14 protein-coding genes are annotated in these 15,153 nt (G+C 70.2%); 9 read left to right on the top strand and 5 right to left on the bottom strand.

Annotated features, from left to right (window positions below; genetic code table 11):
• The first annotated feature begins 1 nt into the window (after position 1).
• The 9 genes from uvrC (at position 2) to Q9R20_RS14865 (ending at position 8,487) form a co-directional block, all read left to right on the top strand.
• Positions 2 to 1,945 carry an excinuclease ABC subunit UvrC gene (uvrC, locus tag Q9R20_RS14905; protein ID WP_311250061.1) on the top strand — a complete coding sequence of 648 codons (1,944 nt, stop codon included), beginning with the start codon at positions 2 to 4 and terminating at the stop codon, positions 1,943 to 1,945.
• A 29-nt stretch (positions 1,946 to 1,974) separates the two neighbouring features.
• On the top strand, positions 1,975 to 2,853 hold the full coding sequence (gene rapZ / locus Q9R20_RS14900) for an RNase adapter RapZ (RefSeq protein ID WP_311250059.1): 879 nt from the start codon (positions 1,975 to 1,977) through the stop codon (positions 2,851 to 2,853).
• 42 nt (positions 2,854 to 2,895) lie between these two features.
• Positions 2,896 to 3,873: a DNA-binding protein WhiA gene (whiA, locus tag Q9R20_RS14895; protein ID WP_311250058.1), complete on the top strand. Its 978-nt coding sequence runs from the start codon at positions 2,896 to 2,898 to the stop codon at positions 3,871 to 3,873.
• Positions 3,874 to 4,029: 156 nt separating this feature from the next.
• Positions 4,030 to 4,656 (top strand): superoxide dismutase, encoded by a 627-nt coding sequence (locus Q9R20_RS14890; RefSeq protein ID WP_076675340.1) that lies wholly within the window; start codon positions 4,030 to 4,032, stop codon positions 4,654 to 4,656.
• Positions 4,657 to 4,760: 104 nt separating this feature from the next.
• A complete protein-coding gene (gap, locus tag Q9R20_RS14885) occupies positions 4,761 to 5,771 on the top strand; it encodes a type I glyceraldehyde-3-phosphate dehydrogenase (protein ID WP_076675342.1) in 1,011 nt (336 codons plus the stop codon).
• 6 nt (positions 5,772 to 5,777) lie between these two features.
• Complete coding sequence (locus Q9R20_RS14880; protein ID WP_311250057.1) at positions 5,778 to 6,992, top strand: phosphoglycerate kinase; 1,215 nt, start codon at positions 5,778 to 5,780, stop codon at positions 6,990 to 6,992.
• Entirely contained in the window at positions 6,983 to 7,771 is a 789-nt protein-coding gene (tpiA, locus tag Q9R20_RS14875; protein WP_311250056.1) for a triose-phosphate isomerase, read from the top strand. The genes Q9R20_RS14880 and tpiA overlap by 10 nt, the downstream gene beginning before the upstream one ends.
• A gap of 112 nt (positions 7,772 to 7,883) precedes the next feature.
• Entirely contained in the window at positions 7,884 to 8,132 is a 249-nt protein-coding gene (gene secG, locus Q9R20_RS14870) for a preprotein translocase subunit SecG (protein ID WP_013586744.1), read from the top strand.
• A gap of 1 nt (position 8,133) precedes the next feature.
• Complete coding sequence (locus Q9R20_RS14865; RefSeq protein ID WP_295838981.1) at positions 8,134 to 8,487, top strand: RNA polymerase-binding protein RbpA; 354 nt, start codon at positions 8,134 to 8,136, stop codon at positions 8,485 to 8,487.
• 60 nt (positions 8,488 to 8,547) lie between these two features.
• Here the strand turns inward: Q9R20_RS14865 and Q9R20_RS14860 are convergent, their stop codons facing one another.
• The 5 genes from Q9R20_RS14860 to Q9R20_RS14840 are packed head-to-tail and all read right to left on the bottom strand — an operon-like array spanning position 8,548 to position 14,981.
• Entirely contained in the window at positions 8,548 to 9,297 is a 750-nt protein-coding gene (locus Q9R20_RS14860; RefSeq protein WP_311250055.1) for a hypothetical protein, read from the bottom strand.
• Positions 9,294 to 10,742: a polysaccharide deacetylase family protein gene (locus tag Q9R20_RS14855; protein ID WP_311250054.1), complete on the bottom strand. Its 1,449-nt coding sequence runs from the start codon at positions 10,740 to 10,742 to the stop codon at positions 9,294 to 9,296. Before Q9R20_RS14855 ends, Q9R20_RS14860 begins: the two co-directional genes overlap by 4 nt.
• 47 nt (positions 10,743 to 10,789) lie before the next feature.
• Positions 10,790 to 12,598, bottom strand: coding sequence for a glutamine--fructose-6-phosphate transaminase (isomerizing) (gene glmS / locus Q9R20_RS14850; RefSeq protein WP_311250053.1), 1,809 nt, complete (start codon positions 12,596 to 12,598; stop codon positions 10,790 to 10,792).
• Complete coding sequence (locus Q9R20_RS14845; protein ID WP_311250052.1) at positions 12,598 to 13,614, bottom strand: GDP-mannose 4,6-dehydratase; 1,017 nt, start codon at positions 13,612 to 13,614, stop codon at positions 12,598 to 12,600. Before Q9R20_RS14845 ends, glmS begins: the two co-directional genes overlap by 1 nt.
• Positions 13,615 to 13,649: 35 nt before the next feature.
• The gene (locus tag Q9R20_RS14840; protein ID WP_311250051.1) at positions 13,650 to 14,981 is read right to left on the bottom strand and encodes a nucleotide sugar dehydrogenase; all 1,332 of its coding nucleotides are present in this window, start codon (positions 14,979 to 14,981) and stop codon (positions 13,650 to 13,652) included.
• Between the last annotated feature and the right edge of the window lie 172 nt (positions 14,982 to 15,153).

The following is a 15,153-nucleotide window of genomic DNA, read 5'->3' as shown; positions in this document are numbered from 1 at the left end:
CATGGCCACTCGAGAACGACTGTCGCACCTCCCGTACCGCCCGAAGGCCGGCGAGATCCCGACCAACCCGGGCGTCTATCGCTTCCGCGACGCGGACGGGCGGGTGCTGTACGTCGGCAAGGCGAAGAACCTGCGGGCGCGGTTGTCGAACTACTTCGCGCCGCTGCACTCGCTGCACGAGCGCACGCGTCGCATGGTCACCACCGCGGCGAGCGTCGAGTGGACCGTCGTCCCCAGCGACGTCGATTCGCTGCAGCTGGAGTACATGTGGATCAAAGAGTTCGATCCACCTTTCAACGTGCGCTACAAGGACGACAAGTCCTACCCGTTCATGGCGATCACCCTCGCCGATGAAGCGCCCCGTGTCATCGTCACGCGCAATCCGAAGATCCGCGGGGCGAAGTACTTCGGGCCGTACCCCAAGGTGTGGGCGGTGCACGACACGGTCGACCTGATGATCAAGGTCTTCCCGATCCGTACGTGCAGCGACTCGTCGTACAAGAAGGCGATGGCGTCGGGCCGGCCGTGCTTCCCGGGCCAGATCGGGCGCTGCGGGGGCCCTTGCTCGATGAAGGTGACGATCGAGGAGCACCGCGCGATCGTCAACGATTTCGTCTCCTTCATGTCGGGCGGCGACAAGCGCTTCGCGAAAGAACTGACGTCGCGCATGAAAGAGGCGTCGGCGGCGATGGACTACGAGTCGGCGGCGCACTACCGCGACCGGCTGCAGGCCATCGACGCGGTCCTCGGCAAGAGCGCGCTCGTGCTCGCCTCCGACACGGATGCCGATCTCTTCGGCATCGCGGAAGACGAGCTCGCCGCGACGGTGCAGCACTTCGTCGTGCGCGGCGGACGCGTTCGCGGTGTGCGCGCGACCACGATCGAGAAGGAGATCGACATCTCGGGCGCCGACCTCGTTGATCAGGTGCTCCAGCGCACCTACGGCGACGCGGACGCCGGCGACATCCCGCGCCAGGTGCTCGTGCCCGAGCTCCCCGACGACGCCGAGCAGCTGGAGGACTGGCTGCGCGAACGCCGCGGACGTCCGGTGACCCTGCAGGTCGCCCAGCGCGGACGCAAGGCAGACCTGCTCAAGACCGCGACGCTCAACGCGCAGCAGGCGCTCATGCTGCACAAGACCCGCCGCACCAGCGACTACGTCGCCCGATCGCAAGCGCTCACCGATCTGCAGGAGGCGCTCGGCATGACCGAGGCCCCGCTGCGCATCGAGTGCTTCGACATCTCCCACCTGGCGGGCACCAACGTCGTGGCATCCATGGTCGTCTTCGAAGACGGCCTGCCCCGCAAAGACCAGTACCGCTCGTTCGGCGTGGCCGAGACGACCGACGACACCGACTCGATGTACCAGGTGCTCACGCGGCGACTGGCCTACCTCGACCGGCCCGACGAGATCGAGCCCGAGACGATCGACGGCGCGATCGTGGCGGCTCCCGATTCCGACGAGGTCACGGCCGACGGCGACGTCGTGACGGCCCGCAAGCGCCCGCGGTTCGCCTACCGCCCTCAGCTGCTCGTGGTCGACGGCGGTCAGCCCCAGGTGGCGGCGGCCGCGCGCGCCCTCGCCGACGCCGGTCACGAGGAGATCGCGCTGTGCGGCATCGCGAAGCGCCTCGAGGAAGTATGGCTGCCGGGGGAGGAGTACCCGGTGATCCTGCCGCGCACCTCGGAGGCGCTGTATCTGCTGCAGCGTCTGCGCGACGAGGCGCACCGCTTCGCGATCGTGCATCAGCGCAAACGCCGCAAGCGCGACATCACGAGCGTGCTCGCCGAGGTGCCCGGTCTGGGCGACGCGCGCATCAAGGCGCTGCTGCGCCACTTCGGCTCGGTCGCCGCGCTGAAACAGGCGACGCCCGACGAGATCATGTCTCTGCCGGGCATCGGTCCCGCCCTCGCCGAGGCCATCCACTCCCATCTCGCTCGCTAGGCTGGGAAGGACGACGGGAGGCGATCATCATGGAGCCGGCACGAGACGAGCCAGGTGAGGTGCTGATCGTCACGGGCATGTCCGGGGCCGGTCGCTCGACCGTCGCCAACGCGCTCGAAGACCTCGACTGGTACGTCGTCGACAACCTCCCGCCGCGCATGCTGCGACCGCTGCTCGAGCTCACCGAGCTGGCCGGCGGTGCGGTGCCGCGCGTCGCGGTCGTGGTCGACGTCCGCGGTCGCACGCTGTTCGGCGACCTCCCCGAGGCGATGCGCACGCTCCAGGCCGGCCGGCAGGTGCGCACGGTGTTCCTGGATGCCGCCGACGCGGTGCTCGTGCGCCGGTTCGAGGCCGTGCGGCGCCCGCACCCCCTGCAGGGCGACGGCACGATCGTCGACGGCATCCGGCGCGAGCGGGAGCGACTCGCGCCCGTGCGCGAGGCCGCCGACGTCGTCATCGACACCTCCGCCCTGAACGTCCATCAGCTCTCGCTGCGCACCGTCGAGCTGTTCGGCGAGGAGGGCGCCGCCCGCCATACCGTGACGTTGATGAGCTTCGGCTTCAAGTACGGGCTCCCGCCGGACGTCGACCTCGTCGCCGACATGCGTTTCCTCCCGAACCCCTTCTGGGACGAGGGTCTCCGCCCGCTCACCGGTGAGAACCCGGAGGTGCGGGAATACGTGCTGGGCCAGCAGGGCGCGTCGGAGTTCCTGGCCGCCTACGCGGCCGCGCTGCGGCCCGTGCTCGAGGGGTACCAGCGCGAGAACAAGCGCCATTCCGTCGTGGCCGTGGGCTGCACGGGCGGCAAGCACCGATCGGTCGTGATGGCCCGCGAGCTCGCTGCACGTCTTGCCGATGTTCCGGGAGTGGCCGTCCGGGTGGCTCACCGCGACCTCGGTCGCGAGTAGGCTGGACCGTCGCCCCCGCCGCCCCCCCATCCGAGGAGAACCGTGCCGCTGACCGCCGATGTGAAGGCCGAGCTCATCACCGTCCGCGACCCCCGCCCCACGGCGCGGGTCGCCGAGCTCACCGCCCTCCTGCGTTTCTCCGGCGGTCTGCACTCCATCGCCAACCGCGTCGCCGTCGAGGCCGAGCTGGACTCCGACATCCTCGCCCGTCGGGTCGCCCGCGATCTCGTCGAGCTCTACGGCGTGCGCCCCGAGCTGCACCACGTGCAGGGCTCCGGTGGCCGCACCGGCGGCCACTTCGCCGTCCGCGTCATCGAGGCGGGCGAGACGCTCGCCCGACAGACCGGTCTGCTCGACCAGCGCCGCCGGCCCGTGCGGGGTCTGCCGAACAAGCTCACCACCGGCTCGCGCCCCGACCTGAGCGCGATCTGGCGCGGGGCGTTCCTCGCGAGCGGTTCGCTCAGCGACCCGGGCCGTTCGGCTGCCCTCGAAATCTCCTGCCCCTCGTCCGAGGCCGCCATGGCGCTCGTCGGCGCCGGGCACCGCATCGGCATCCCGGCCAAGGCGCGAGAGGTCCGCGGCGTGCCCCGTGTCGTCGTGCGCGACGGCGAGGCGATCCGCGGTGCCCTGTACGAGATGGGCGCGCGCCGCACGGCGGGCGAGTGGGACCAGATGCGTCAGCGCCGCGAGGTGCGGGCCGGGGTCAACCGCCTGGTCAACTTCGACGACGCCAATCTGCGCCGCTCGGCCCAGGCCGCCGTCGCCGCGTGCGCCCGCGTCGAGCGCGCGCTCGAGATCCTCGGCGACGAGGTGCCCGCGCACCTGCAGCAGGCGGGGGAGCTGCGTCTGGCCCACCGCGATGCGAGCCTCGACGAGCTCGGCCATCACGCCGACCCGCCCCTCACCAAGGACGCCGTCGCCGGTCGCATCCGTCGTCTGCTCGCGATGGCCGACAAGAAGGCCGAGGCTGACGGCATCCCGGGCACCGAGGCCGCCGTGCCGGTCGGCGCCGACGACTGACGTCGCGGCATCCGTCGCCCGACGCGCCCGGGCCGTCTATCTTCCGTCATACCGGGAAGCAACCCCGGTGCGGTGTCGTTACCCCTCACTAGGATGAAGACGTCACCCTCGCTGCGCCGAGGTCTCGGTGCGGCGCCCGATTCGGAAGTAGAGAACATGGCGAAGTACACGCTGCCCGAACTGCCCTACGACTACTCGGCGCTGGAGCCGCACATCAGCGCCACCATCATGGAGCTGCACCACAGCAAGCACCACCAGACGTACGTCAACGGCGCCAACACCACTCTCGACCTGCTCGCCGAAGCGCGCGAGAAGGGCGATTTCGCCAACATCAACCGCCTGCAGAAAGACCTCGCGTTCAACCTCGGCGGTCACACGAACCACTCGATCTTCTGGACGAACCTCTCGCCCAACGGCGGCGACAAGCCCACCGGCGACCTCGAGTCGGCCATCGACGACCAGTTCGGCTCCTTCGACGCCTTCCGCGCGCAGTTCACCGCCGCCGCCCTCGGCGTGCAGGGCTCCGGCTGGGCGGGTCTGTTCTGGGACTCGATCGGTGAGAACCTCGTCATCCAGCAGTTCTTCGACCAGCAGGGTCAGATCGTGGCGGGCACCGTGCCGCTGCTGCTCCTCGACGTCTGGGAGCACGCGTACTACCTCGACTACAAGAACGTCCGCGCCGACTACGTGAAGGCGTTCTGGAACATCGCGAACTGGGCTGACGCCCAGGAGCGCTTCGCCGCCGCCCGCGAGAAGACCGCGGGTCTGCTGGTACTGTCGTAAACGGTGGCGGCGTCCCGGCGGGACACCCCGCCGGGACGCCGTTGTCCGCCAGCGAACACCGCAATCACGCGCTTCTCGCGCACAACTGATTCAGGAGATATTCCGTGACCGTCAAGATCGGAATCAACGGCTTCGGCCGTATCGGACGCAACTACCTCCGCGCGGCTCTCGCGCAGGGTGCCGACCTCGAAATCGTGGCGGTGAACGACCTCACCGACAACAAGACCCTCGCGCACCTGCTGAAGTACGACTCCGTGGGCGGCGTGCTGTCCGAGGACGTCTCGTACACCGAAGACTCCATCACCGTCGGCGACAAGACCATCAAGGTCTTCGAAGAGCGCGACCCCGCCAACCTCCCCTGGGGCGAGCTGGGCGTCGACATCGTCATCGAGTCCACCGGCCGCTTCACCAAGGCGGAAGACGCCAAGAAGCACGTCGCCGGCGGCGCCAAGAAGGTCCTCATCTCGGCTCCCGCCACGGGCGACGACGCCACGATCGTCATGGGCGTCAACGAAGAGACCTACAACCCCGAGACCGACGTCATCATCTCGAACGCCTCGTGCACCACGAACTGCCTCGCCCCGCTGGCGAAGGTCTTCAACGACGCCTTCGGCATCGAGCGCGGCTTCATGATGACGGCGCACGCCTACACCGCCGACCAGAACCTGCAGGACGGCCCGCACAGCGACCTGCGTCGTGCCCGCGGTGCGGCGATCAACATCGTCCCCGCCTCGACCGGTGCCGCCAAGGCCATCGGCCTGGTGCTCCCCGAGCTCAACGGCAAGCTCAGCGGCTCGTCGTACCGCGTTCCGGTCCCCACCGGCTCGATCGTCGACCTCACGATCGTCACGCCCACCGAGGGCCTGACCGTCGACCAGGTCAACGAGGTCTACAAGAAGGCCGCCGCCGAGGGTCGCCTCAACGGCATCCTGCAGTACACCGAGGACCCGATCGTCTCGAGCGACATCCAGGGCAACCCGCACTCCTCGATCTTCGACGCGGAGCTGACCAACGTCAGCGGCAACCTCGTCAAGGTCTCGTCGTGGTACGACAACGAGTGGGGCTACTCCAACCGCCTCGTCGACCTGACCGAGTACGTCGCCGAGCGCCTGTAACCCTTCATGGCTCTGCGCACCCTCGATTCGCTGGGGTCGCTCGCCGGCACGCGCGTCATCGTCCGTTGTGATCTCAACGTTCCCCTCAAGGACGGGATCATCACGGACGATGGCCGCGTGCGCGCGTCGCTGCCGACCCTCAACGCACTGATCAACGCCGGAGCGCGCGTGGTCGTGTGCTCGCACCTGGGCCGTCCCGACGGGGCGCCCGACCCGAAGTACTCGCTCGAGCCGGTCGCGCAGCGCCTGTCCGAGCTGCTCGGTCAGCCGGTCGCCTTCGCGCGCGACACGGTGGGCGAGTCGGCTCAGGATGCCGTGGCCTCGCTGGAGAACGGCGAGGTCGCCGTCATCGAGAACCTGCGCTTCAACGCGGGGGAGACCTCGAAGGACGAGTCCGAGCGCCAGGCCTTCGCGCGCGAGCTCGCCGGTCTCGGCGACGCTCTCGTCTCCGACGGCTTCGGCGTCGTGCACCGCAAGCAGGCGAGCGTCTACGACCTCGCTCAGCTGGTGCCGTCCGCCGCGGGTCTGCTCATCCAGAAGGAGCTCGAGGTCCTCGACCGTCTGACCGAGAACCCGGAGCGTCCGTACACGGTCGTGCTCGGCGGATCGAAGGTCAGCGACAAGCTCGGCGTCATCGAGCACCTGCTGCCCCGCGTCGACAAGCTCCTCGTCGGTGGCGGCATGATGTTCACCTTCCTCGTCGCCGAGGGGCACAAGGTCGGCTCCAGCCTGTTGGAGCAGGATCAGATCGACACCGTGAAGGGCTACCTCGCCACGGCGAAGGAGCGCGGGGTCGAGATCGTCCTCCCCGTGGACGCGGTCGTCGCGGCGTCGTTCTCGGCGGACGCCGAGCACGTGGTCGCCGACGCGGACGCCCTGGAGGACACCGACTTCGGTGCGTCCGGACTGGGGCTCGACATCGGTCCCCGCACCGCCGAGATCTTCGCGGACGCCATCCGCGGCTCGCGGACCGTGTTCTGGAACGGCCCGATGGGCGTCTTCGAGATGAAGGCGTTCGAAGCCGGTACCAAGACCGTCGCCCAGGCGCTCACCGAGGTCGACGGCCTCAGTGTGGTCGGCGGCGGCGACTCCGCCGCGGCCGTGCGCCAGCTCGGTTTCGCGGACGACGCCTTCGGCCACATCTCCACGGGTGGCGGCGCGAGCCTGGAGTTCCTCGAAGGCAAGAAGCTCCCCGGACTGGAGGTCCTCGGATGGCAGTGACCAGAACCCCCCTCATCGCCGGCAACTGGAAGATGAACCTCGACCACCTGCAGGCGGTCGCGTTCGTCCAGAAGCTGCACTGGACGCTGAAGGAGGCCAAGCACGAGACCGGAAGCGTCGAGGTCGCGGTCTTCCCGCCGTTCACCGACCTGCGCACCGTCCAGACGCTGCTCGATGCCGACAAGATCGACTTCGCGCTCGGCGGCCAGGACCTGTCGGCCCACGACTCCGGCGCGTACACCGGTGAGATCTCGGGGCAGTTCCTGGCCAAGCTCGACGCCAAGTACGTGATCATCGGTCACTCGGAGCGTCGGCAGTTCCACCACGAGACCGACGAGATCATCGCGTCGAAGACCCAGGCGGCCCTCCGCCACGGTCTCGTCCCGGTCATCTGCGTCGGTGAGACCTCCGAAGACCTCGAGAAGTTCGGCGCGAGCGCCGTTCCCGCGGGTCAGCTCGAGGTCGCGCTCGAGGGCGTCTCGGCGGATGCCGACATCGTCGTCGCGTACGAGCCCGTGTGGGCCATCGGTTCCGGTCAGGCCGCGACGCCCGACCAGGCACAGGAGGTCTGCGCGAAGCTGCGTGCGGTCGTCGCCGACAAGCTCGGAGCCGACGCCGCCGCTCGGACGCGGGTGCTCTACGGCGGCTCGGTGAAGTCCGGCAACATCGCCGGCTTCATGCGCGAGCCCGATGTCGACGGCGCCCTGGTGGGCGGCGCGAGCCTCGTCGTCGACGAGTTCGCGGCGATCATCCGCTTCCAGAAGCACGTCGGCGTCTGACGCCTCCGGATGCCCGCGGCCGCCGAGACGCGGGCATCCGTGCGTCTGAGACGCGTCCCCGTATACTTGACGCTGGCGCGGCCGACTGGTCGCGCGCGAAAGGCTTTCGACAGTGCAGATTCTCGAGTTCGTCCTGCAGGTGCTCCTGGGCGTCACCAGCCTCCTGCTGACCCTGCTCATCCTGCTCCACAAGGGTCGTGGTGGCGGTCTGTCCGACATGTTCGGCGGCGGCATGAGCTCCGCCCTGGGGTCCTCGGGCCTCGCCGAGCGCAACCTCAACCGATTCACGATCGTGCTGGCGCTGGTGTGGTTCGTCACCATCGTCGGTCTCGGTCTGCTGACCAAGTTCGCGGAGATCTGACATGGCCACTGGCGGCAATGCCATCCGCGGCTCGCGCGTCGGCGCGGGCCCCATGGGCGAGCAGGACCACGGCTTCCACGCCGACCGCGTCGCGGTGTCGTACTGGGATGCGCTCGGCAACGAGACCGTGCGGTACTTCGCGGCGGGCATCCCCGACGACGAGATCCCCGAGACGATCGACTCCCCGCACTCCGGCCTCCCCGCCGGGCGCGACAAGAACAACCCGCCGGCGCTGGCCAAGGCCGAGCCGTACAAGACGCACCTGGCGTACGTGAAAGAGCGTCGCAGCGATGAGGAAGCGGCCTCGCTCCTCGACGACGCGCTTCAGCAGCTGCGCGAGCGGCGCGGACAGTAAGTCCCGCCGACATCGGACGCGACAGAGGGCCGGATGCCATGGCATCCGGCCCTCGTCGTCTCACCGCACGGGGGAGGTGGTGACGATGCGCGTCCACGGGCCGGGCGGGACGTCGGCGTCGTCGACGAAGGCCCAGTCGACGCGGTCGTCGTCGCCGTCGAGGTCCGCGAAACCGAGGCATCCGTTGAGGGCGGGTGAGACGTCCAGGCCTGCTCCGTTGTAGCGGGCGTTGGCGGGGCGGCGGTCGTCGGCGCCGAAAACGTACGCCGCGTCGCGGTACTCGCCGGGGCCGGCATCCTGGATCTGTCCGTAACAGACCCGGCCGTCCTTGTGCAGGACCACCCAGCGGTTCTTCATGAGGCTGACCGAGCGATCGTCGACGACGTCCGCGTAGGCGGGGTCACCCGCCCACGGCACGACGGTGCCGCGGGCGGCGAAGCCCTCGTCGTCATTGACGTCGTCGAAGGGGAGGTCGAGGTAGAACGGGTTCTCGAGCGGGGTCATGCGCGTGGGGAAGTAGTCGTTCCCGGCGTCACGCTCCTCGGTGCGGCAGTCGTCGCCGTCGGCGATGCCGTCGCAGCCGCCGTAGGAGCCCAGCCAGTCGGAGTCGTAGGTGGAGATGCGCTGACTGCCGTCGGAGGCGTTCGGGTCGAAGACCTCGCCGACCCAGAAGGTCGTCGAGACGATCCCCGTGTGCCACGGGTAGCCCGTGTCGGGCCGGGGCGTCGGGGCCGGCGCGCAACCGGTCACGCCGACGGCGGCGACCACCGCGAGGGTGATCGCCGCCGACGGCGTCCGGCGGGTCGTCACGGGGCGACGTCGCTCTCGGTCGGATGGGCCACTTCGACCGGGCCCTGCGGGGTCGTCGTGACGGCCATCGGGGCGACGGTCTGCGTCGAGGCGTCCGCCGACGGCAGGGGCGGAGCGCCGCTGCTGTCGTACAGCTGCAGGTCGTCGGTGCGCAAAGTGCCGTTGCCGAAGATGTTCAGCGCGAAGCTGATCCCGTTGTAGCCGGTGGGAATGGCCGCCGTGGTCCAGTCCGCCTGGGTCCAGTCGGTGGCCGCGGCGAACCACGGGCTCGAGGTCCAGTACGACCAGCTCCCCGATGTGGAGCGCAGGTAGACGGCGAACTGCGTCGGGCCGCTGGAGCGATACCACTGCCGCAGCGTGTACGTCTTGCCGACGGTGACCGTGGGAGCGCACTGGCCGAGATCGAACTGGGGAAGCACCTTCGCGTCACCGTCGACGTAGTTCGACATCGTGATGCCGCTCGCGACGGAGCCGGTGTGCGCGGGAGAGCCATAGTCGAACACCGGGCTGTTGCCCCCATAGCCGCCGCGCATCCAGCAGGCCGGGCCCGCCTGTTCGAGACTCGGGTTCACGATGCCGTTCGTGGAGCCCGTGGGGGCAGGGACGGTCGGACCGCTGACCACCGGTTTGACGATGCCGCCGATCACGTCGCCGACGGTCTTGACGACGGTGCCCGCCGATTGCCGCGTCCGCAGCCAGGAGACGAATTGGGTGAACGTCGAGGTCGTGACCGCCAGCTCGCTGCAGGCGTTGTCGCAGACGTCGTGGAAGGTGTACTGCACCCACCCGCCGCCGTTCTTCTCGGCGTTGGTGACGCCGGCCTTGAGGTCGTCGAGGGTCCAGGTGTCGTCGACCTGGTCGAGCGCCTTCAGGGCGAACTTGTCCTCGGGGCGCGTGGGCGACTCGGCGTAGGCGCAGTCGGGGCACCCGAAGCGGCTGCGGATGTCGCCGAGCAGGCGCCCGCTGTTGTAGCCGCAGGCGGCGACGGCCTTCTCGACATCGGTCGTGCTGGAGGCGAAGGGGTAGGCGAAGCTGCGGACCGTGAAGCCCCACGAGGTGAGGTTGGCGCGGTCGGTGCAGATCTGCCGCTTCGCCTCGTCGACGCTCACCTGCGCGAGGTCGGGGTGGTTGACGGTGTGGCCGCCGATCTCGTGCCCGGCGTTCTTCAGGTTCGTCAGGTCGGCGCGCGTCATGTAGTTCGCCGCCCCGATGAAACCCGACGGGACGTAGAAGGTCGCCTTCATGCCGTTGGCCTTCAGGGCGGGCAGGGCGTTGAGCTGGTTGGCGTTGGCGTCGTCGAACGTGAGGCTCACGATCGTGCGGGTCGCGGCCTCCGCCGGGGTCGGGGAGAGCGCGACGAGCCCGCCGGCGCCGACCGCGACGCCGGCGAGCACCGCGAGAGCTTGTCTCCAGCGTCGGCCCGGGGCCGCGTGTCGTTGGGACATGGGGGAGTCCTTTCGGAGGGTGGCGGAAACGATCGGGACGGTCGGTGTCATGAGACCGTCACCGACTTGGCGAGGTTGCGGGGCTTGTCGACGTCGCGGTGCAGGCGCAGCGCCAGCTCCCGGGCGAACATCTGCAGCGGGACGACCGTCTCCAACGGTCCCCACGAGGGTCCCCTGCGCGGCAGGTGCAAGGGCAGTCCGCCGACACGCAGCACGCGTTCGCCGATGCGGACCACACGGCCGCCGCGGGCGGTGACCTCCGCGATGTCGACCTCGAGCCGCGGGTCGCCGTCGTCGATCACGAAGACGGGGGTGCCGGCATCCACCAGGGCGAGAGGACCGTGCTTCAACTCCCCGGCGGGCTGGTGCTCCGCCCATCGGTAGGACAGCTCCTTCAGCTTCAGCGCCCCCTCCGCGGCGTAGACGAGCCCGCCGCCTCGACCGAGGAACAGGAAACCCGACGCCCGGGAGAAGTCGCTCGCCAGCGCCGTCATGGTCGGGCGCCAGGTCTCGAGCGCCGCGGCGAGGGCGTCGGGCGTCGCGGTGAGCGCCCGCAGCTCCGAGGCGAAGAGGTTCGGGTCGACCCGTCCCGTCGTCGACAGTCCCGACAGGGCCACGCACACGCCCGTGAGCACCTGGGCGATGAAGGTCTTCGTCGCGGCGACACCGATCTCGGGGCCGGCGAGGCAGTCGATCACGGCGTCGGCGCGACGCGCGAGCGAGGAGGAGGCGTTGTTCGTCAGGGCGAGGACCGGTCCACCGTCGCGCGGCAGGCGCTCGAGAGCGCGCAGGATGTCGGCGGTCTCACCGGACTGGCTGATCGCGATCACGAGGGTGCGGGGCTCCCAGACCTCGTGCCCGGCCTCGCTGGCGATGAGGGACCGGGTGGGCATGGCCCCGAGGCGCCCGAACGCCCCGGCGATGGCCCGACCCGCGTTGAGCGACGTGCCGCACCCGAGGACGGCGACGTGGTCGATGCCGTCGAGCGGGGGCAGCCCCAGTCCGCGCCAGAGCCGTCCGTCACTGATGCCCGGCGCGAGGGCGTCGATCACGCGGCGCGCGACGGCGGGCTGCTCGTCGATCTCGTTGCCCATGTGGTCGCGGTGCCGGCCGGTGCTGGCCAGGAGTGCCGTCTGCGGCACCGGCCATCGCCCGCGCGGCCGGGAACTCCCGTCCGCGCGGTGCCAGCGGAGACCGTCGCCGTCGAGCTGGACGACGTCGTCGTCCTCGAGCACGCGGAAGTCGTCGATCATCGGCGCCACCGCCCCGACGTCGCTGGCGAGGTACATGCCGTCGCCGGCGTCGGCGTAGATGAGCGGCGAGCCGTGCGCCGTGCCGGCCAGCGCCCCCGATCGGGTGTCGAGCGCGACGATCGCCCACGACCCCTCGAGCGGGCGGACCGCCTCGGCGAGCGCGTCGCCCAGTCCGCGGCCCGGGCGCAGCGCCTGCTCGAGGAGGTGCACGATGACCTCGCTGTCGACCTCGGTGGCGAAGCGGTGTCCGGCGGCGAGCAGGTCGGCGCGCAGCACGTCGGCGTTCTCGATGATGCCGTTGTGCACGACGAAGAGCCGGCCGCTGCAGTCCTCGATCGGATGGGCGTTCTGCTCGGTCACGCCGCCGTGGGTGGCCCAGCGGGTGTGGCCGATCGCCGCGGTGGTGGCATCCATTCCCCTCGCCTCGAGGGGACCGGACAGCGACGCGACGCCGTCGACGGTGCGCACGTGCAGCGACGTGCCGTCGGCGCGGCGCGCGGCGATTCCGGCCGAGTCGTATCCCCGGTACTCGAGCCGCTCCAAGGCCACCCGGGCCCGACCGGCCGCCGCCGTCGGGCCGCGGTACGCGGTGATGCCGCACATCAGTTGACCCCCCGGAACGCGCCGGCCAGCGGCATCGCGTCGGAGCCGAGACGCTCGCGGGCGAGAAGGTCGGCGGCGACGCGCATGATGGTCGTCGTCAGGGGCGTGCGCGGTTCGTAACCGACGAGATCGCGCGCCTTGGTGTTGTCGGGCACGCGGCGACGCATATCCTCGAAGCCCGGCGCGTACGCCTGCTCGTACGGGACCAGCTCGATCTCGCTGCGACTGTCGAGGGTTCGGATGATCTCGCAGGCGAGGTCGAGGATGGAGATCTCGCGAGCGCCGCCGAGGTTGTAAGCCTGGCCGCGGGAGCGCGGATCCCGCTCGATGTCGACCATGGCGGGGACGACGTCGTCGACGGCGGAGAAGCACCGCGTCTGCAGGCCGTCGCCGAACACGGTGAGGGGTGCGCCCCGCAGGGCCTGCCCGACGAGGTTGGGCAGGACCATGCCGTAGCGGCCGGTCTGCCGCGGGCCGACCGTGTTGAACAGGCGGACGATCGACACCTCCAGCCCCTCCTGATCGTGGTAAGCCTTCGCGAAGGCTTCGTCGATGCCCTTCGCGCCGGCGTACGTCCAGCGCGAGAGCAGCGGGTCGCCGAGGATGCGGTCGCTGTCCTCGCGCAGACGGTCCGCGGTGTTCTTGCCGTACACCTCGCTGGTGGACACCAGCAGCACCGACGCCTGCTCTTCGATGGCGGCGGTGAGGACGTTCTCGGTCCCGTGGATGTTGATGCGCAGTCCGCGCAGGGGCTGCTCGACGATGAGCTTGACCCCGACCGCCGCCGCGAGATGGAACACGCGGTCGCAGGTGCGCATGGCCTGCGCCACGGTCTGCGGGTTGAGGATCGAGCCGTGGATCATCTCCAGGCGCGGGTGGTCGGCGACACCGGCGAGGTTGCGCGTCGATCCGGTGGAGAGGTCGTCGAGGACCACGACCTCGTCGCCGCGCTCCAGGAGGTATTCGACGAGGTGGCTGCCGACGAAACCTGCTCCGCCCGTGACGAGGGTCTTCATGCCGTGACCATGGCCCGGGTACACCGCGACCCCGCTCACAGCAGCACCCGTCCGGCGATGTCGGTGCTGCGGTAGGTGCCGTCGACGACGACCGCGTCGTCGTCGAGCCAGGCCAGATCGGCGTCGTGGTGACGGGTGTGCACGAGGACGACGTCCGGGTGGAAGGCGCCCGGGTCGGCGAGCGAATCGCGCTCGCGGCCGGAGTCGAGGTGGATGTGCGGCGCGTGGGTGTCGACGTACTGCACCTCGGCGCCGGTCTCGATGAGGAGGTCGATGATCTCCAGCGCGGGGGACTCCCGCAGATCGGCGACGTCGGGCTTGTAGGTCACGCCCACGACGAGGATGCGGGCGCCGAGCGTGCCCTTGCCCGCCCGACCGAGGACGTCGCGGATGCGCTCCACGACGCGCCGGGGTCGCGCTGCGATGCGCGTCATCGCCTCGGTGATCACACCGGCATCCACGTGCAGCGCCTTCAGCTGCCACAGCAGGTAATGCGGATCGCAGGGGATGCAGTGGCCGCCGACGCCCGGACCCGGGTAGAACGCCATGAAGCCGTACGGCTTCGTGCTCGCGGCCTCGATCACCTCGGTGACGGGGACGTCGAGCGCGCCGCAGATGTCGGCGAACTCGTTGGCCAGCGCGATGTTGACGGCGCGGAAGGTGTTCTCGAGCAGCTTCGTCATCTCGGCCGTGGCCAGGCTCGACACCCGATGCACGCGGGCGGCGTAGCGCGAGAGCAGCAGCGCCCCCTCCTCCTCGCACTGGGGGGTGGCTCCGCCGACGACGCGGGGGACGACCTCCTGGGCGAAGCCCACATTGCCGGGGTCGATGCGCTCGGCGCTGAAGGTGACGAACACGTCGCGGCCGATCTCGAAGCCCCGCTCGCGCAGGGGGTGCTCGACGAGGTCGTGCGTGCAGCCGACGTAGGTGGTGGAGGTGAGCATGACGAGCTGCCCGGGCCGGGCGGCGGCGACGACGGTGGCGCACGCCGCCCGGAGCGGGGCGAGGTCGGGGACCTGCTGGTGGTCCACGGGGGTGGGCACGCACACCACGATCGCGGCGGCGCGGCCGAGCTCCGTCACATCGCCGGTGAGGCGGAAGCCGGCGGGCGTGCGCAGGGCGGTGTCAAGGCGGACGCGGTCGGAGTCGATGAGGTCGGCGCCTCGGGCGGCGATCTCGCGCAGCCGTCGCGACGAGACGTCGAGCGCGAGGACGCGGGAACCGCTCGCGTGGTACGCCAGCGCCGTGGGAAGGCCGACGTAGCCGAGGCCGACGATCGCGACGTCGAAGTCGAACGTCGGACGGTCGGTGGTCGTCGGGGGGAACGGCGCGGCGATCACGTCGTCCCGGACATCGATTGTGGACATGGGTGTTCCTCCAGCTGCGGGGTCGGGGCGGCGCCGGCGATGGCGCCTGCGACTCTTCGGGTGGTGCGGGCGGGGACCGACCGGATCGGGTGCGGTGCGGATCCGGGGTTCACACTGGACGGCGCCGTCCGGGGCGGTCAAGGATGGCGCGACGATCGTGCGGGATGCCGCG

Source organism: Microbacterium sp. PRF11 (assembly GCF_031844085.1).
Taxonomy (GTDB): domain Bacteria; phylum Actinomycetota; class Actinomycetes; order Actinomycetales; family Microbacteriaceae; genus Microbacterium.
This window is presented reverse-complemented; position numbering and strand designations above follow the sequence as displayed.

Bases quoted from the DNA above. Each gene is read 5' to 3' on its own strand.
- glmS (WP_311250053.1), bottom strand. From the start codon at position 12,598: ATGTGCGGCATCACCGCGTACCGCGGCCCGACGGCGGCGGCCGGTCGG.
- Q9R20_RS14865 (WP_295838981.1), top strand. From the start codon at position 8,134: ATGGCCACTGGCGGCAATGCCATCCGCGGCTCGCGCGTCGGCGCGGGC.
- Q9R20_RS14845 (WP_311250052.1), bottom strand. From the start codon at position 13,614: ATGAAGACCCTCGTCACGGGCGGAGCAGGTTTCGTCGGCAGCCACCTC.
- tpiA (WP_311250056.1), top strand. From the start codon at position 6,983: ATGGCAGTGACCAGAACCCCCCTCATCGCCGGCAACTGGAAGATGAAC.
- Q9R20_RS14840 (WP_311250051.1), bottom strand. From the start codon at position 14,981: ATGTCCACAATCGATGTCCGGGACGACGTGATCGCCGCGCCGTTCCCC.
- rapZ (WP_311250059.1), top strand. From the start codon at position 1,975: ATGGAGCCGGCACGAGACGAGCCAGGTGAGGTGCTGATCGTCACGGGC.
- Q9R20_RS14890 (WP_076675340.1), top strand. From the start codon at position 4,030: ATGGCGAAGTACACGCTGCCCGAACTGCCCTACGACTACTCGGCGCTG.
- uvrC (WP_311250061.1), top strand. From the start codon at position 2: ATGGCCACTCGAGAACGACTGTCGCACCTCCCGTACCGCCCGAAGGCC.
- Q9R20_RS14880 (WP_311250057.1), top strand. From the start codon at position 5,778: ATGGCTCTGCGCACCCTCGATTCGCTGGGGTCGCTCGCCGGCACGCGC.
- Q9R20_RS14855 (WP_311250054.1), bottom strand. From the start codon at position 10,742: ATGTCCCAACGACACGCGGCCCCGGGCCGACGCTGGAGACAAGCTCTC.